14 protein-coding genes are annotated in these 15345 nt (G+C 72.5%); 11 read left to right on the top strand and 3 right to left on the bottom strand.

From position 1 onward, the window contains the following. Window positions 1–168: 168 nt before the first annotated feature. The 8 genes from AB0D53_RS13385 to AB0D53_RS13350 all read left to right on the top strand — a co-directional run bounded on the left by AB0D53_RS13385 (window position 169) and on the right by AB0D53_RS13350 (window position 7661). The gene (locus tag AB0D53_RS13385; RefSeq protein ID WP_362444521.1) at window positions 169–633 is read left to right on the top strand and encodes a MarR family transcriptional regulator; all 465 of its coding nucleotides are present in this window, start codon (window positions 169–171) and stop codon (window positions 631–633) included. A 1119-nt stretch (window positions 634–1752) separates the two neighbouring features. Then, a complete protein-coding gene (locus tag AB0D53_RS13380) occupies window positions 1753–2733 on the top strand; it encodes an urea transporter (RefSeq protein ID WP_362444518.1) in 981 nt (326 codons plus the stop codon). Window positions 2734–2737: 4 nt separating this feature from the next. Continuing rightward, complete coding sequence (locus tag AB0D53_RS13375; protein WP_266691068.1) at window positions 2738–3043, top strand: urease subunit gamma; 306 nt, start codon at window positions 2738–2740, stop codon at window positions 3041–3043. An 18-nt stretch (window positions 3044–3061) separates the two neighbouring features. Next, complete coding sequence (locus AB0D53_RS13370) at window positions 3062–3469, top strand: urease subunit beta (RefSeq protein WP_329816243.1); 408 nt, start codon at window positions 3062–3064, stop codon at window positions 3467–3469. After that, window positions 3469–5193 (top strand): urease subunit alpha, encoded by a 1725-nt coding sequence (ureC, locus tag AB0D53_RS13365; RefSeq protein ID WP_362444514.1) that lies wholly within the window; start codon window positions 3469–3471, stop codon window positions 5191–5193. The genes AB0D53_RS13370 and ureC overlap by 1 nt, the downstream gene beginning before the upstream one ends. Window positions 5194–5266: 73 nt before the next feature. Next, on the top strand, window positions 5267–5965 hold the full coding sequence (locus AB0D53_RS13360; RefSeq protein ID WP_329816241.1) for an urease accessory UreF family protein: 699 nt from the start codon (window positions 5267–5269) through the stop codon (window positions 5963–5965). A 116-nt stretch (window positions 5966–6081) separates the two neighbouring features. Then, a complete protein-coding gene (ureG, locus tag AB0D53_RS13355; protein ID WP_362444854.1) occupies window positions 6082–6723 on the top strand; it encodes an urease accessory protein UreG in 642 nt (213 codons plus the stop codon). Window positions 6724–6782: 59 nt separating this feature from the next. Further along, window positions 6783–7661, top strand: a complete 879-nt coding sequence (locus AB0D53_RS13350; RefSeq protein WP_362444851.1) for an urease accessory protein UreD — start codon at window positions 6783–6785, stop codon at window positions 7659–7661. Between the two features lie 33 nt (window positions 7662–7694). On the opposite strand, the gene AB0D53_RS13345 is transcribed toward AB0D53_RS13350, so the two are convergent. Continuing rightward, on the bottom strand, window positions 7695–9161 hold the full coding sequence (locus tag AB0D53_RS13345) for a PHB depolymerase family esterase (protein WP_362444510.1): 1467 nt from the start codon (window positions 9159–9161) through the stop codon (window positions 7695–7697). Window positions 9162–9410: 249 nt separating this feature from the next. Here AB0D53_RS13345 and AB0D53_RS13340 point away from each other — a divergent pair, with 249 nt between their 5' ends. The 3 genes from AB0D53_RS13340 to AB0D53_RS13330 all read left to right on the top strand — a co-directional run bounded on the left by AB0D53_RS13340 (window position 9411) and on the right by AB0D53_RS13330 (window position 13319). Further along, window positions 9411–10397, top strand: coding sequence for an aldo/keto reductase (locus tag AB0D53_RS13340; RefSeq protein ID WP_362444507.1), 987 nt, complete (start codon window positions 9411–9413; stop codon window positions 10395–10397). A gap of 108 nt (window positions 10398–10505) precedes the next feature. Further along, on the top strand, window positions 10506–11312 hold the full coding sequence (locus tag AB0D53_RS13335) for a 3-hydroxybutyrate dehydrogenase (RefSeq protein WP_362444504.1): 807 nt from the start codon (window positions 10506–10508) through the stop codon (window positions 11310–11312). Window positions 11313–11342: 30 nt separating this feature from the next. Then, window positions 11343–13319 (top strand): GAF domain-containing protein, encoded by a 1977-nt coding sequence (locus tag AB0D53_RS13330; protein WP_362444501.1) that lies wholly within the window; start codon window positions 11343–11345, stop codon window positions 13317–13319. A 32-nt stretch (window positions 13320–13351) separates the two neighbouring features. Here the strand turns inward: AB0D53_RS13330 and AB0D53_RS13325 are convergent, their stop codons facing one another. Together AB0D53_RS13325 and AB0D53_RS13320 are read right to left on the bottom strand one after the other, a co-directional pair. Continuing rightward, window positions 13352–14239 carry an alpha/beta hydrolase gene (locus AB0D53_RS13325; RefSeq protein ID WP_362444498.1) on the bottom strand — a complete coding sequence of 296 codons (888 nt, stop codon included), beginning with the start codon at window positions 14237–14239 and terminating at the stop codon, window positions 13352–13354. After that, complete coding sequence (locus AB0D53_RS13320; protein ID WP_362444847.1) at window positions 14236–15312, bottom strand: branched-chain amino acid ABC transporter permease; 1077 nt, start codon at window positions 15310–15312, stop codon at window positions 14236–14238. Before AB0D53_RS13320 ends, AB0D53_RS13325 begins: the two co-directional genes overlap by 4 nt. Between the last annotated feature and the right edge of the window lie 33 nt (window positions 15313–15345).

The following is a 15345-nucleotide window of genomic DNA, read 5'->3' as shown; positions in this document are numbered from 1 at the left end:
GGACCGGGCCGGTCCCCGCGAGCGAGCCCGGCGTGATCCGGACGAAAGGCCCTGGGCGGCGGGCCGGGCGGTCCCGGCGGCATGCGCCGGCCCGGCTACTCCCTTGACCTCAACCAGACTTGAGGTCCTACGGTCGCCACGTCCTGATGATTTTTTGGAAGGAATGGCATGAGCGGCGCGATCAGGGAGTACACGCACGAGGAGTTGGCCGGCCAGCCCATTGGGGCCTGGACCGGTGAGACGTGTCGGTTGGTGGTCGGGGCCATCCGTGCCGAGTTGGCGACGGAGGACCTCACACAGCCGCACTGGTGGACGCTGAACCACGTGGCCAGGGATCCGGGGAAGTGGACCCGCCCGGCACTGACCGCGCGGCTGGAGAAGTACGACGAGCTCGGCCTCGGCTTCGACGGGGTCTTCGACGACCTCGTCGCCCGTCGATGGGTCACGGAGAGCGCCGGGGCCATGACGTTGACCGAGGCGGGAGAGGCCGGGCGGGTCCGGGCCAAGGAGCGGGTCTCGAAGGTGCAGGCGCAAGTGCACGAAGGCATCGACGCGGTCGACTTCGTGACGACGGTCAACGTGTTGCGCCGCATGGTCGCCAACCTGGGCGGCGACGGCAACCTGCCCGGTTAGGGGCCGGGGCTCCGTGGCCGGCCCGGCCGGTTACGGACCCGGTGAACACCCGGCAGCCAGGTCCGGCTGCCGGGTGGCCGGGGCCGCCACGGCCGGGCCGCCGTTAGGAGCGGGGCCCACCCGCGATCGCGGCATCGCGGGTCAACCCGATTGCGCGGCCCTGCTGTTGATGCCTTGGTGCCATGCGCGGGGGCGGCGGAGCGCCGGGGCGGCAGGGGGCGGAGATGTGTCGCAGGCGCTGCCTGGGCCGGGCCGGCCTCGATGTCACTGCTCCCGACCGGGTGTGGCGGAGGGGGTGGAGCGAGTCCGGCCCTCCGGTGACCAGGGCGTCGGCCCAGGGCGTGAACAAGAGGTGCGGTCAACGCCTGAAGCCTGAAACGGTCGCCGCAGTGCTCGGTGACAACGGGTTCGCCGACGTCAACGGGCGCTTCCAGGACGGCAAGGGGCCGTGCCTGGTCACCGTCGACGGCGTGGACCAGGCACGCTGAAGCAGGACCGCGAGCACGCCCTCCGGTCGCCGGCCGAGCTCCGCGCCGAGGTTCCGGCCGGGTGCGGAACCGAGGTGCGTGCCCCGGCCGCCGCTCCGTGCGGGGCAGCCGGCCGCGGATCGGTTCGAGCACCGGCGGGACGACCGGGGCGAGTTCGGCGGGGCGCAGCGTACGCCGTCCCCCGGTGGGGTGTGCCGGGATGGCTCCCATGTGCCTGAAATTATCCAGATGTTTCTTGTCGGAATTTATACGTGTGTGGTACAGGCGAATGCGTCGCAATGGTCGTGGGCGGCGAGTGCTCGCAGTTCGCGCGAAAGGCGCGAAATGCCTTGATGCAGCCCCTCGTTCGGTCAAATGACAGGTACGGAATGTTCAACCTCTGACCAAGATTTTCTTGGTGGAGGGATTCGCGGTGCCTGTCGGGTGTCGATCCGCTGTGCTTCTGAGCTGGGAATGTGACTGCAAGTGGTCGCGCAATGGCTCCCGGTGTCACTTTCTCGTCCCTGTTTCCGTGCTGTTTCCGGGCGTACCGTCTCAACAGATTGTTGACCAAGATCCACATCCCTGCGGAATGCGGGAGATGCGGGTTAATTCGGCATGCCCTCATTCGTCATGTCTCAAAGGAGAAGACGTGCCCGCATCGGAACCGGCCGCGCAGGCGCAGGGCCGGCTTTCTCCTCGTGCCGGGCTGGTGCGGCTGCGCGTACCACTGCGCGGCATCGCTCAGGTCGTACTCGTTTCCAGCCCGTGGTCCGGACTGCTGTTCGCGGTCGCCCTGTTCGTCGGTGGATGGCGTCCCGGCGTGTTCGGCCTGCTCGGTGCCGTCGCGTCCACCGGGGCGGCGGTCCTGCTGGGTGCCGACCGGAAGGGCGTGGGGCAGGGGCTCCAGGGCTACTGCGGTTGTCTCACCGGCATCGCCCTCGTCGTCCGGCTCGGGGCCTCGTGGCAGACCGCGGTGCTGGCCGTGCTCGGGGCGGCGGTCTGCGCGGTGCTGAGCGGCGCCGCGGGCCGGCTGCTCACCCCGCTCGGGCTGCCCGTGCTGACGGCCCCCTACTGCCTGGTCGTCAGCGCCCTGACGATCGCTCTGCCGCACGGCCCGGTCACCGCGGGCGCCGCCGCCCGTGTCCCCGGGTTCACCGAACTGACGGCCGCCGAGGCGGGGCGTGCGTTCTGCGACGGCATCGGCCAGATCTTCTTCCTCGACAAGTGGTACGCGGGCCTGATCGTGCTGGCCGGGATCTTCGTGGCCTCCCGGGCCGCGGCCCTCGCGGCGATGGGCGCCAGCGCCGTGTCACTCGTGACGGCCTGTGCGGCCGGACTGCCCGTCGGTTCGATCACCGAGGGGCTCTACGGCTACAACGCGGTGCTCTGCGCGATCGCGCTGACGGCCGTCTTCCTGACCCCCACCCCCTGGACCGCCGGGTACGCCGCGCTCGCCGCCGTGGCCTCGGTCCCCTTCGCCGCTGCCTGGGAAGCCTTCGCCCAGTCGTCCGGCACAACCCCCTTCACCTGGCCGTTCACCGTGACGACCTGGCTCTTCCTGGCGGCGGTTCCGGCTCTGGACCGTCCCGGGCTCTCCTTCGGACACGCATCTTCGAGAAAGCAGACGTGACGTCATGAACCTCGCACCGCGGGAAATCGACAAGCTCCATGTCTACGTGGTCGCGGACCTGGCCCGCCGCCGCCGCGACCGGGGAACCAAGCTCAACTACAGCGAAGCCGCCGCCCTGATCACCGAGGCCGTCCTGGAGGCCGCCCGCGACGGCCACACCGTCGCCGAGTGCATGGAGCTGGGCCGCAGGGTCGTCACAGGCGACGACGTGATGCCCGGCGTACGGGAGATGCTCACCGTCCTCCAGGTCGAGACCGCCTTCGTCGACGGGACGAAGCTGGTCACCTGCCACGACCCGATCAGCGCCTGAGAGACCGAGGAGACACAGATGTCGGGCGGAGCCCACTACCTCTACGGGGACGACCCCGTGGAGATCAACGCCAACCGGGCCAGGACCAGGCTCACCGTCGCCAACACCGGTGACCGTGCCGTCCAGATCGGTTCCCACTACCACTTCTTCGAGATCAACCGCGCACTGCGGTTCGACCGCGAGGCCGCCTACGGCATGCGCCTGGACATCCCCTCCGGGACCGCCGTGCGCTTCGAGCCCGGCGACACCCGCGAGGTGGACCTGTGCGCCTTCGCCGGCACCGGCCGGCTCAACGGCTTCGCCGGACTCGTCAACGGGGGCCTGTCCGCCCCGGACACCCGGCGCGACGCGCTCCGCCGCGCCGCGGAACTCGGCTTCGTACAGCCCGGGTCCGCAACCGAGAAGAACGAAGAGGAGCGCAACTGATGGCGATCATCCCGCGCAAGCAGTACACGGATCTGTTCGGCCCCACGGTGGGAGACCGGTTCCACCTGGCCGACACCAATCTGATCGTCGAGGTCGAGTACGACCACAACGCCGGCTCCTACGGCGAAGAGGCCGTCTACGGCGGCGGCAAGGCCATCCGCGACGGCATGGCCCAGGACCCGTCCGCCCTCAACCGCGAGGGCGCCCTGGACCTGGTCATCACCAATGTCGTGGTCCTCGACCCGGTCCTCGGCGTGGTCAAGGGCGACATCGGGGTCCGCGGCGGCCTGATCGTCGGCGTCGGCAAGGCCGGGAACCCGCACCTCCAGAGCGGCGTGGACCCCAAGCTCGTCATCGGCCCCGGCACCGAGGTGATATCCGGCGAGCACCTCATCGCCACCGCCGGAGGCGTCGACACGCACATCCACTTCATCGCGCCCCAGCAGGCCCAGGAGGGCCTTTCCAACGGCATCACCACCTTCTTCGGCGGCGGCACCGGCCCCACCGACGGATCCAACGGCACCACCTGCACCCCCGGCCCCTGGAACATCCACCGGATGCTGGAGGCCGTGGAGGACCTGCCGGTCAACGTGGGACTGCTCGGCAAGGGGAACGGCAGCCTCCCCGAGGCCCTGCGTGAGCAGATCGAGGCGGGCGCCGCCGGGCTGAAGGTGCACGAGGACTGGGGCGCCACCCCCGCCACGATCGACACCGCGCTCCGGGTCGCCGACGAGCACGACGTACAGATGGCCATCCACACCGACACCCTCAACGAGGGCGGTTTCTACGAGGACACCCTGTCGGCGATCGACGGCCGGACCATCCACACCTTCCACACCGAGGGCGCGGGCGGCGGTCACGCCCCCGACATCATCCGGGTGTCCGGCGAGGCCAACGTGCTGCCGGCCTCCACCAACCCGACCCTGCCGTACACCGTCAACGCGGTGGACGAGCTGCTGGACATGGTGATGGTCTGTCACCACCTGTCCCGTGACATCCCCGAGGACGTCTCCTTCGCCGACAGCCGGGTCCGCGCCGAGACGATCGCCGCCGAGACCGTGCTGCACGACCTCGGTGTCATCAGCATCTTCTCCTCGGACTCCCAGGCCATGGGCCGGGTCGGCGAGTCCTTCCTCCGCGCCTTCCAGACCGCGCACCACTGCAAGGAGATGCGCGGTCCGCTGGCGGAGGACAGCTCCCGCAACGACAACGCGCGGGTCCTGCGCTACCTGGCCAAACTGACCATCAACCCCGCGACGGCGGTCGGCGCCGCGGACGTGATCGGCTCCCTGGAGCCCGGCAAGCTCGCCGACATCGTGCTCTGGCCGATCCACTCCTTCGCCGCCAAGCCCAAGCTGATCATCAAGGGCGGCATGGTCAACTGGGCCCTGATGGGCGACCCCAACGCCTCCCTGCCGACGCCGCAACCGGTGTACTACCGGCCGATGTTCGGCACCCACGGCCGTGCGAAGCAGCGCACCTCGGTGACGTTCATGTCGCAGGCGTCCATCGCCGCCGGGGTCCCCGGCGAACTGGGGCTGCAACGGCGGATCGAACCCGTGCAGCGCTGCCGGACCATCGGCAAGCAGCACATGGTGCGCAACGACGCGCTGCCGCGCATCGAGGTCGACCCGGAGACGTACAAGGTCACCGTCGACGGGGAGCCCGCCACCATCGAGCCGGCCGAACGGCTCCCGCTCAACCACCTCTTCTACATCGTCTGACCGTCCCGCCCCCGGGGCCGTGCCCGGCCCGGACCCGGCCCGGACGGCCAACCGCCCGAACGGAATACCCGGTGTGAACGACCCGATACCGATCCCGGCCCTGCTGAGCGGACTCCAGCTCACCGACTCGGCCTTCCCCAGCGGCTACTACACCCTCTCCCACGGCCTGGAGGGCTTCCAGCAGGCCCGCGCGGTCACCCCGTCCGGCCTGCCGGCGCTCCTGCACGACCTGCTGCGCCACAGCGTGGGCCCGGCCGACGCCACCGCCCTCGCGCTCGCCCACCGCGCGGTCACCGCCGACGACTGGGACGAGGTGGTGGCCGTGGAACAGCGGCTGCACGCCACCAAACTGGGCCGCGAGGCCCGGCAGGCCGCCGTCCGCACCGGGCGGCAGCTGCTGGACCTGGCCGGCGAGGTGTACGGCACCGCGCCGATCGAGCGGTACCGGGGCCTGTACCGGGACGGCGCGGTGCGCGGCTGCCAGCCGGTCGTCGCCGCCGTCGTCCACGCCGGCAACGGGCTGCCCGTCCGCCAGGCGGTCACCTGCGAACTGTTCGCCTTCGCGGCCAGTTTCGTGGGGGCCGCCATGCGGCTGCGGCTCACCGACCACCGCCGGGCGCAGGTCGTGCTGCACGGGGCCGCCGCGGTCGTCGAGGAGACCGTCGACGCGGCCCTGGGCCGGGAACTGCCCGACATCGGCGGCTGCGTCCCGGTGGCCGACGTCATGGCCGGCCGCCACGAGCGCGCCGAGGCACGGCTGTTCGCCAGCTAAGGGCTGTCCCGTTCCCCGCCTCCGTACCCCTTCCACCGCACCCACATCACCAGGACAGGATCACCATGCACGACCCCATGCAGGCCAGGCACCACCACCACGACCACGACGAGTTCATGCGGCGGCCGAAGGACGGCGTACTGCGCGTCGGGGTCGCCGGACCGGTCGGCTCCGGCAAGACCGCCCTGATCGAGGCGCTCGTCCCGTTGCTGATCGAGCGCGGCCGGACCCCGGCCGTCATCACCAACGACATCTTCACCACCGAGGACGCCGCCCATGTGCGCCGCACCCTGGCCGGGATCCTCGACGCGGACCGGATCGTCGGCGTGGAGACCGGTGCCTGCCCGCACACCGCCGTCCGTGACGACCCGACGATGAACCAGGCCGCCGCGGACGAACTCCTGGAGCGCTTCCCCGAGGTGGACACCCTGCTCTTCGAGAGCGGCGGGGACAACCTGACCCTCACCTTCAGCCCCGCGCTGGTCGACCTGTTCCTGTTCGTGCTGGACACCGCCGAGGGCGACAAGATGCCGCGCAAGCGGGGGCCCGGCATCACCGAGTGCGAACTGCTGGTCATCAACAAGGTGGACATCGCCCCCTACGTCCGGTGCGATCTCGGCGTCATGGAGTCGGACGCCCACCGAGTCCGGGACGGCCGGCCGGTGGTGCTGACCAACTCGCTCACCGGTGAGGGCCTCGGCACCGTCACCGACTTCCTGCTGTCCCACGAAGCCGCCCAGGAGACGGCCTCCGCATGACCGAGGCGCCCGCGCGGCTGGATCCCGCGCACTACGAACCCCGCCGGGTACCGGCCCGGATGCTCGGCCTCACCGGCACCCCGGACACCCTGGCCGCCGGGCGCCCGGGCAAGGTCGGCCTGCTCGAACTGCGCTACGCACGGGTGGGAGGGCGGACCGAACTCGTCGACCGGTACCAGAAGTCACCGCTGCAGATCATGCGCCCGCTGTACATCGACCCGTCGCGGCCCGACCTCCCGGTGACCTATCTGATGTCGACCGGGGGCGGCATCATCCAGGCCGACCGCAACCGGATCGACATCGACTGCGGCCCCGGCACCTCCGTCCACCTGACCACACAGGCGGCGACCAAGGTGCACCGGATGGAGTTCGACCACGCCACCCAGGTCGTCAACCTCACTGCGGGGGAGGGGAGTTACGTCGAGTACCTGCCGGACTCCCTGATCCCCTTCAGGGACGCGCGTCTCTACCAGCACACCCGGGTGACCGTCGACCCGACCGCCACCGTGCTGCTGGGCGAGACGATCGCGGCCGGGCGGCTGGCCCGCGGCGAACGGCACGCCTACCGTCTGCTCTTCAGCGACCTGGAGATCCGGCGCCCCGACGGGACGCTCCTGGCCGTGGACACCGTCCGCCTCGATCCGCACGGGCCGGGCCCGGTCACCGGACCCGCCGTCTTCGGGGACCACGACCTGATGGCCACCCTGTACGCGGTCACCCCGCTCGCCGCCGCGGACCGGGTCGCCGACACCCTTCACGAGGCGCTCGCCCCGACCGGCCTGGCCTTCGGGGTGAGCACCCTGCCCGACGACTGCGGGGCGTGGGTCAGGATCGTCGGCAGCGACCCGCCCGCGCTGACCCGGGCGATGCGCACCGCCTGGGACGCCCTGCGCCGGTCGCTCATCGGTGTACCGGCCCCCGACCTGCGCAAGACCTGACCGCGCCGGACGGGCCCGCGCGCCGGACCGGCCTCAGGCCGTGCACCCCGTGTCCGCGATCACGAAGTACCCGGACGGCGACTCCTTCAGGGTATGGGTGACGAAGACGTTGTACAGGCCCATGTTCTGGTCGGAGCCATTGGCGTACACGTAACCGCCGGTGGTGTGCGCCCGGCCCGCCGCCACCTGCGCGTAGTTGGTCGCCGTGAAGCACCGCGCCGGTGCGCCGCCGGTCGTGGTCGCCGTCACCTGGGACGAGGCGGTGCCGGGCGTGCCCGATCCGTCGACCGCCGCCACGGTGTAGCGGTACGCCGTGCCGGCGGTGAGACCCGGGTCCGTGTACGCGGTGGCTGCGGTGGTGGCGACCTTCGCGCCGTCCCGGTGCACCGCGTACGAGCCCGCGCCCGCGACCGCGTCCCAGGACAGCGAGACACTGTCCGCCGTGACGCCCGTGACCCGCAGCCCGGACGGGGCCGGAAGCTGCCCGCCGCCGGGAACACCCTGGTCCAGGCCCCAGAAGACCCCGGTGTGGTACGTCGAGCAGATGGTGTTCAGGAAGTACGCGGCCGTCGCCCCGCACTGATCGGTGCCCGAGCCGGGGCTCACGGCCAGACCGTGCCCCATCCCGGAGACGGAGTACGTCACCACCGCGGGATCGCCGGAGGCGTCGTCGTACACGCTGCGCGTCGTGCCTCCGGGGAGGCTGTCGGTGGCCGACGGGGTCTGGCCGATGCCCCAGACGTCCGTCCACTGGTCGCGCAGGGCCGTGGCGTTGGCGGGGTACACGGTGTAGTCGGCGGTGCCCTGCCAGATCGCCACCCGGGGCCAGGGGCCCGAGTACCCGGGGTAGGCGCCGCGCACCTTGTCGCCCCACTGCGCGGGCGTCAGCTTCTGCGGCCCGGTCTGGCAGCCGGACGCTCCCGCCTGGCTCGTCGCACACTGGGCGGGCAGCCCCGAGGCCACGGAGCCACCCGCGAACACGTCCGGGTACGCGGCCAGCAGATCGGCCGTCATGCCGCCGCCCGCCGAGAGGCCGGTGACGTACACCCGGCGGCCGTCCGAGCCGTACCGCTGCTTCGCGTACTCCACCATCTGCACGATCGAGGCGGCCTCGCCCCTGCCCCTGCCGTCCTCGGCCGGATCGAACCAGCCGAAGCAGGACAGCGCGTTGTTGGCGGACGTGGTCTGCGGGAAGACCACGGCGAAGCCCCACAGGTCGGCGTACTTCGGCCAGCCCGAGGAGGCGTAGTAGTCGTTCGCGGTCTGGGTGCAGCCGTGCAGGGCGACGACCAGCGGCGCGTTCGCGGGCAGGGCGGCCGGGGTGTACGCGTACATCTGGAGGTTGCCGGGGTTCGAGCCGAAGCCGGTGACCTGTTGCAGACCGCCGGCGGCCGCGGCCGGCTGCACGGCGGCGGCCGTGCTCAGTGTCGCCGCGACGAGGGCGAGAGCGGCCGTGGCGGCGACGCGCCGCAGCAGGCGTCGCAGGATCGATGGGCGCACGGGTGCCTCCTGGATGGGGGGAGCGGGGCCGTTCCGGCTCTTCGGGCGAGCTGTGGGGCGGACCCTAGGAGGTGGGGACGGCCGCGCCCATGGGCCCGGCGGACACACCCCGGACCCGGCTGTGTGCGGCCCGGCCGTTGCGTGCGCTCGCCATGAAGTGCACTCCGACGCTTGCCATGAAGTGCACTCCAACATGCAGACTCCCGGTCGACGCCCGCACGGAGACGGGCCATGGGGAGAGGACCCGCCATGCGTTACCGCACCATCGGCACCAACCCCGACACCCGCAGGGAGGTGAGTGTGCTCAGCCTCGGCGCCATGCTGATGGGCACACTCACCGACGAGGCGACCTCGTTCGCGATCCTCGACCGGTACACGGAGGCGGGCGGCACCTTCATCGACACCTCCGACAACTACGCGTTCTGGGTCAACGGCACCCGCGGCGGGGAGAGCGAGGAGCTGCTCGGCCGCTGGCGCCGCAGCCGGGGCATCGGCGACGAGATCGTCATCGCCACCAAGCTCGGAGCCCGGCCCGACGTCCCCGCCACCGACTTCACCAAGGGCATCGTGGGCCTCTCCGCCGAGGTGGTCCGGGAGTCCGCGGAACGCAGCCTCGAACGCCTCGGCGTGGAGAAGCTGGACCTGCTGTACGCACACGTCCAGGACCGGGACGTCTCCCTGGAGGAGACCGTCGGGGCCTTCGGGGAGCTGGTCGCCGGGGGCACCGTCGGACTGCTCGGGGTGAGCAACCACTGGGCGTGGCAGGTGGACCGCGCCCGCCGGATCGCGGCGGACGCCGGGGTGCCGGGCTACGAGGTGCTCCAGTACCACCACAGCTATCTGCGCCGCCGCACGGACCAGCCCTCCTGGCGTTCGCCCGACGGCCAGGAGGGCGTGACCTCCGGGGACCTGCTGAGCTATCTGCGGGCCGAGCCGGCGCTCGTCCCGGTGGCCTACTCCCCGCTGCTGGCCGGGGCCTACGTCCGTGCGGACAAGCCGCTGGGACCGGAGTTCGACCACCCGGGCACCCGCGCCCGACAGGCCGCGCTGCGGGCGGTGGCCGAGGAGACCGGCGCGACCGTCAACCAGGTGGTCCTCGCCTGGCTGATCGGCGGCGAGATCCCGTTCGTCCCGCTGGTCGGCGCCTCCTCGGTGGCGCAGCTGGACGAGAGCCTGGCCGCGGTGGACCTGGAGCTGACCGCGGAGCAGCGGGCGGCGCTCGACGCGGCACACTGACGGCCCGCCGCCGGACCCGCACCATGTGGGCCACCGCCATGCCGGGGTACGACGGTGTGTGCACCGGCCCCGTGTGACGGGGGCCCCGGCCTCCTTACGGTGACGGCCATGGAGACTCCTCAGCGCCCGGACCCCGGGCCCGCCCCGCTCACCGTCCCGCCGCCCGCGAACCCGCAGCTCGCCGGGCGCACCGCCCTGGTGACCGGCGCCGCGAGCGGGATCGGGCGGGCCTGCGCCCAGGCCCTGGCGGCGGCCGGCGCCCATGTGCACGTGGTGGACAAGGCCGCCGAAGCCGCGAAGAGCCTGGCGGAGGGGATCGGCGGGACGGCGTGGGTGGTCGACCTCTCCGACCCCGACGCGGTGGACACCCTGCCCGACTCCGTGGACATCGTGGTCAACAACGCCGGGCTCCAGCACGTCGCGCCCGTGCACGAATTCCCGCCGGAGCGCTTCGCACTGATCCAGCGCGTCATGGTGGAGACCCCGTTCCGCATCTTGCGCCGGACCCTGCCGGGCATGTACGAACGCGGCTGGGGGCGCGTGGTCAACATCTCGTCCGTGCACGGACTGCGGGCCAGCCCCTACAAATCGGCCTATGTGACGGCCAAGCACGCACTGGAGGGACTCAGCAAGGTGGTGGCGCTCGAAGCGGCGGGGCACGGGGTGACGAGCAACTGCGTCTGCCCCGGCTACGTACGCACCCCGCTGGTCGAGAACCAGATCGCGGACCAGGCCCGTACGCACGGCATCTCCGAGGAGGAGGTGGTGGGCCGGGTCATGCTGGAACGCAGCGCGATCAAGCGGCTGATCGAGCCCGGTGACGTCGCCGAGGCCGTGCTGTGGCTCTGCGGGCCGCGCACCGGGCACATCACCGGGACCTCGCTCTCCATGGACGGCGGCTGGACCGCCAATTGATCCCCGCCCCCTACGATTGCCGGCCCGCCCATGTCTGAACCGTCCGCCTCCGCCGCGCCCCATCTGCGGCGCCTGCTCGACCTGCTGGCCGACGACGCCCCCGCCGAGGCGCTGGGCGCCGTCTCCTCGCAGGCCCGTGCCGCCGGGGTGCCCGCGGGCGATCTGGCGGAGGTGGAGCGGGCCACCGCCACCGCCCTGCGGATCAGGGGCGCCCTGCGCCAGCACCGCCGCCGCGAGCTCCAGCTCACCGCGCTCTTCGACACCGCGGGCGACCTGGCCGCCTCCCGCGACCTGGACGAGGTGCTCAAGGCGATCGTCCGCCGGGCCAGGATGCTGCTCGGCACGGACACGGCGTATCTCACCCTCCCCGACGAGGAGGCGGGGGACACCTACATGCGGGTCACCGACGGATCGGTGTCGGTGGTCTTCCAGCGGCTGCGGCTGGAGCTCGGCCACGGGCTGGGCGGCCTGGTGGCGCAGACCGCACGCCCGTACGCGACCCCCGACTACCGCACCGACGACCGCTTCCACCACACCCGCAACATCAACGCCGGAGTGCTGGACGAGGGGCTCGTCGCCATCCTGGGCGTACCGCTGCTGCTCGGCTCCAGCCGCGGCGGCACCGGAAAGGTCATCGGCGTCCTCTTCGCCGCCGACCGCGCGGCCCGGGTCTTCAGCCCCGACGAGGTCGCGCTGCTCTGCTCGCTCGCCGCGCACGCCGCGATCGCCATCGACACCGCCCGCGCGCTCGCCGACACCCGCTCCGCACTGGACGAACTGGCCGGGGCCAACGCCGAGCTGGCGGAGGCGAACGCGGCGGTACGGGCGCACTCGGCGGCGATGCGGCGGGCCGAGGAGTCCCACGACCGGCTGACCGATCTGGTGCTGCGCGGCCGGGACGTCACGGATGTCGCGGCGGCGGTCGCCGGACTGCTGGACTCCCCGCTGACCATCCACGACCCGGGCGGGCGGCCCCTGGCGGCCGTCCGGCCCGACGGCACGGACTTCGCCGCCGACAGCATGGACGCCGGATGGCTGGCCGAGACCGCCGAGGAATCCCGTACCGGCGCCCGCGCCGTGCACCGCGACGGCCGGTGGATCTGCGCGGTCCTCGCCGGGCAGGAACTCCTGGCCGGACTGGTCCTGCACCGGCGCGGACAGCTCGACGACTCCGACCGGCGGCTGTTCGAGCGGGCCTCGGTGGTCACCGGACTGCTTCTGCTGCTGCGGCGCACCGTCGCCGAGACCGAGAACCGGATACGCGGCGAGCTGATCACCGATCTGCTGACCGACGTGGACCGCGACCCGGCCGGACTCACCGAACGCGGCCGGCGTCTGGGCGTCGACCTGGACCGCCCGCATCTGCTGCTGGTCGCCGAGGGCGGCCCCCGGGAGCGGCTGGCCCCCGCCGCGGTGCGTTATCTGTTCGGCGGCGACATCCACGGGGTGAGCGCGGAACACGCCGGGACCGTGGTGCTGCTGGTGGCGGCCGGTGACTGCGGACCGGCCGCGGGCGAAGCGGCACGCGCGGCCGCGGCCCAGCTCGGCCGGCTCGCCCAGACCCCTGTCACCGTCGCCGCCACCGGCCCGGCGCGCGGCGCCCGGGAACTGGCCGCCGCGTACGAGGAGGCCGCCCGCTGCCTGCGCGCGATGCGGGTCCTCGGGCGCGCCGGGGAAGGGGCCTGTGTCGAGGAACTCGGCTTCCTGGGCGTGGTCCTGGGCAACGCCCAGGACATCGACGGCTTCGTCTCCGCGACGCTCGGGCCGCTGCTGGAGTACGACGCGCAGCGCGGCACCCACCTGGTGCGCACCCTGGGCGCCTACTTCGGGTCCGGCGGCAGCCTCGTCCGCGCCAAGGACGAACTCCACGTGCACGTCAACACGGTGGTGCAACGGCTGGACCGGGTGCAGGTGCTGCTGGGCCGCGACTGGAACGAGCCGGGCCGCGCCCTGGAGCTGCAACTCGCCCTGAGACTGCACCTGCTGACGGGCGGCCGGGAACGCTAGGAACCCCCGGCCGCCCCGGCGAAGGCCACCCCTCAGGCGCCGGACAGCTCCACCAGGCGGCGCGCGATCTCCTTGGCGCCCGCGTCCCCCGTGAGCAGCGTGTAGTGGTTGGTGTCCGGGACCGCGACCGGTGTCACCCGGGTGCCTTCGAGGTCCGCCGCCGCCAGCCGGTCCTCGTCGTACAGCCCCTGCTCCTCGTCCATGAGGCCGCGCCGCGCCCACAGCAGCGTCGCCGGGACGGGCAGCTTCCGTACCGCCGTCAGCACCTCCTCGTCGAAGAGGCCGATGCCGTCGGTGCGCACCGCCTCGATCCGGCAGGTGGAGCGCATGGCGGGCTCGTCCCCGGTCAGATCGCGCTGGATGTACGCGTCCACCTCGTCCGACCAGGAATCCGCGAACGCGGGGTGCGCCTGCCAGAACGAGCGGTACGCGGCCCGGTCGGCGAAGGTCATCGACAGCCGGTCCATCGCCGGACCGATCACGGCGGTCATCAGCTCGTCCGGGGACAGGTGCGTGGGAGCCGGGAAGCCGATGCCGCCGTCGACCAGCAGCAGCGGCCCGAACCGCTCCGGGTGGCGCACCGCGGCCAGCGCCGCCACGAACGCGCCCATCGAATGGCCCGCCAGCACCACCCGGCCCGAGCCCCCCAGCGCCGTGGCCACGGCGGCCGCGTCGTCGGCGTGCGCGGCGATCCCGTACGGACCGGGCAGCGCCGAACTCCCGGCCCGGCCGCGCAGATCCGGCGCGACCAGGGTGACGCGCCCGTCCAGCAGCCTCGCCACCGGACCCCAGGACAGGGCGTTGGCGGTGATGCCGTGCAGGGCGACGACGACCGGCGCCCCGGGCTCCCGGGCCGGCCACCGCAGCACCGTCGACTCGCCCCCGGTCACGGGGACTCGTACCTCTTCACAGGCGATCACGGGCGTCCGTTCTCCTTCCGGGACTTGCTCTCCGCGGGCGTTTCGGGGCCGGCCGGTCCGCGGCGTGCCGCGGCCAGCCGGGACGGCAGCCGGGCCAGGCCACCGGGCAGCAGGTGTACCACGGCCACGAACAGCACACCGAGCAGGAACAGCGGCTGCGAGAGCGGCACCCGCAGCACCGCGGGCAGTTCGGCGACCGCGCCCGATCCGGCCAGATCACCGAGCCGGTGATCGGCCCAGGTGTAGAGGATGCCGCCGGCCATCGGCCCCCACCGGGTGCCGGATCCGCCCAGCACCACCATCACCAGCAGGGACAGGGTGAAGTCGGAGGTGGTCGTCTGGGGGGTCGAGCCACCGGTGAGCAGCAGGTGCACCAGACCGCCCAGCGCGGCCAGGGCGCCCGCCAGGACGAAGGCGGTGAGCTTGAACCCGTACGGCTTCAGCCCCAGCACCTCCACCCGGCGTTCGTTCTCCTTGATGCCCTCCCAGACGCGTCCGGTGGGGGAGTTGACCGCCCGGTGGACGACGGCGAGTGTCAGGACGAGGTAGGCGAGGGCCAGCCAGTAGAGGTTCGCGGTGTTCTCGATGCCCACCAGCCCGGACGGCAGCAGCTCGGCGGGGGCGGCCCTGCCCTCCTCGCCGCCGGTCAGGCCGCCGGGGTTGCGGGAGACCAGGATCGACCCGGCCTGGGCGAAGGCCAGCGTCACCATGGAGAAGCCGATGCCGGTGACCCGCAGGCTCACCGACCCCAGGACCAGCGCGAGCACGATCCCGCAGCAGACACCGAGCAGCGCGGACACGGCGAACGGGAGGCCCGCCTCCAGCAGGAAGGTGTTCGTGGCGTAGCTGCCCGCCGCGAAGTACAGCGCGTGCCCGAAGGAGAGCAGCCCGGTGCGGCCGAGCAGCAGGTCGTAACCGGTCGCCAGCGCGCCGAACAGCAGGCAGGTGGCGAGGAGTTGCAGGCTCCCCGGACTGCCCAGCGGACCGTCCAGGAGCCCCGGCAGCGGCAGTGCGCTGAAGGGGGCGAGGGCCAGGACCAGCAGGGCGGCGGCGGGCCACCAGCGGCGCAGCAGCCGGGCGGTGTTCCCGGGGGCCCGCGCGGCCGT

Source organism: Streptomyces sp. NPDC048295, assembly GCF_040652135.1.
Lineage (GTDB): Bacteria > Actinomycetota > Actinomycetes > Streptomycetales > Streptomycetaceae > Streptomyces.
This window is presented reverse-complemented; position numbering and strand designations above follow the sequence as displayed.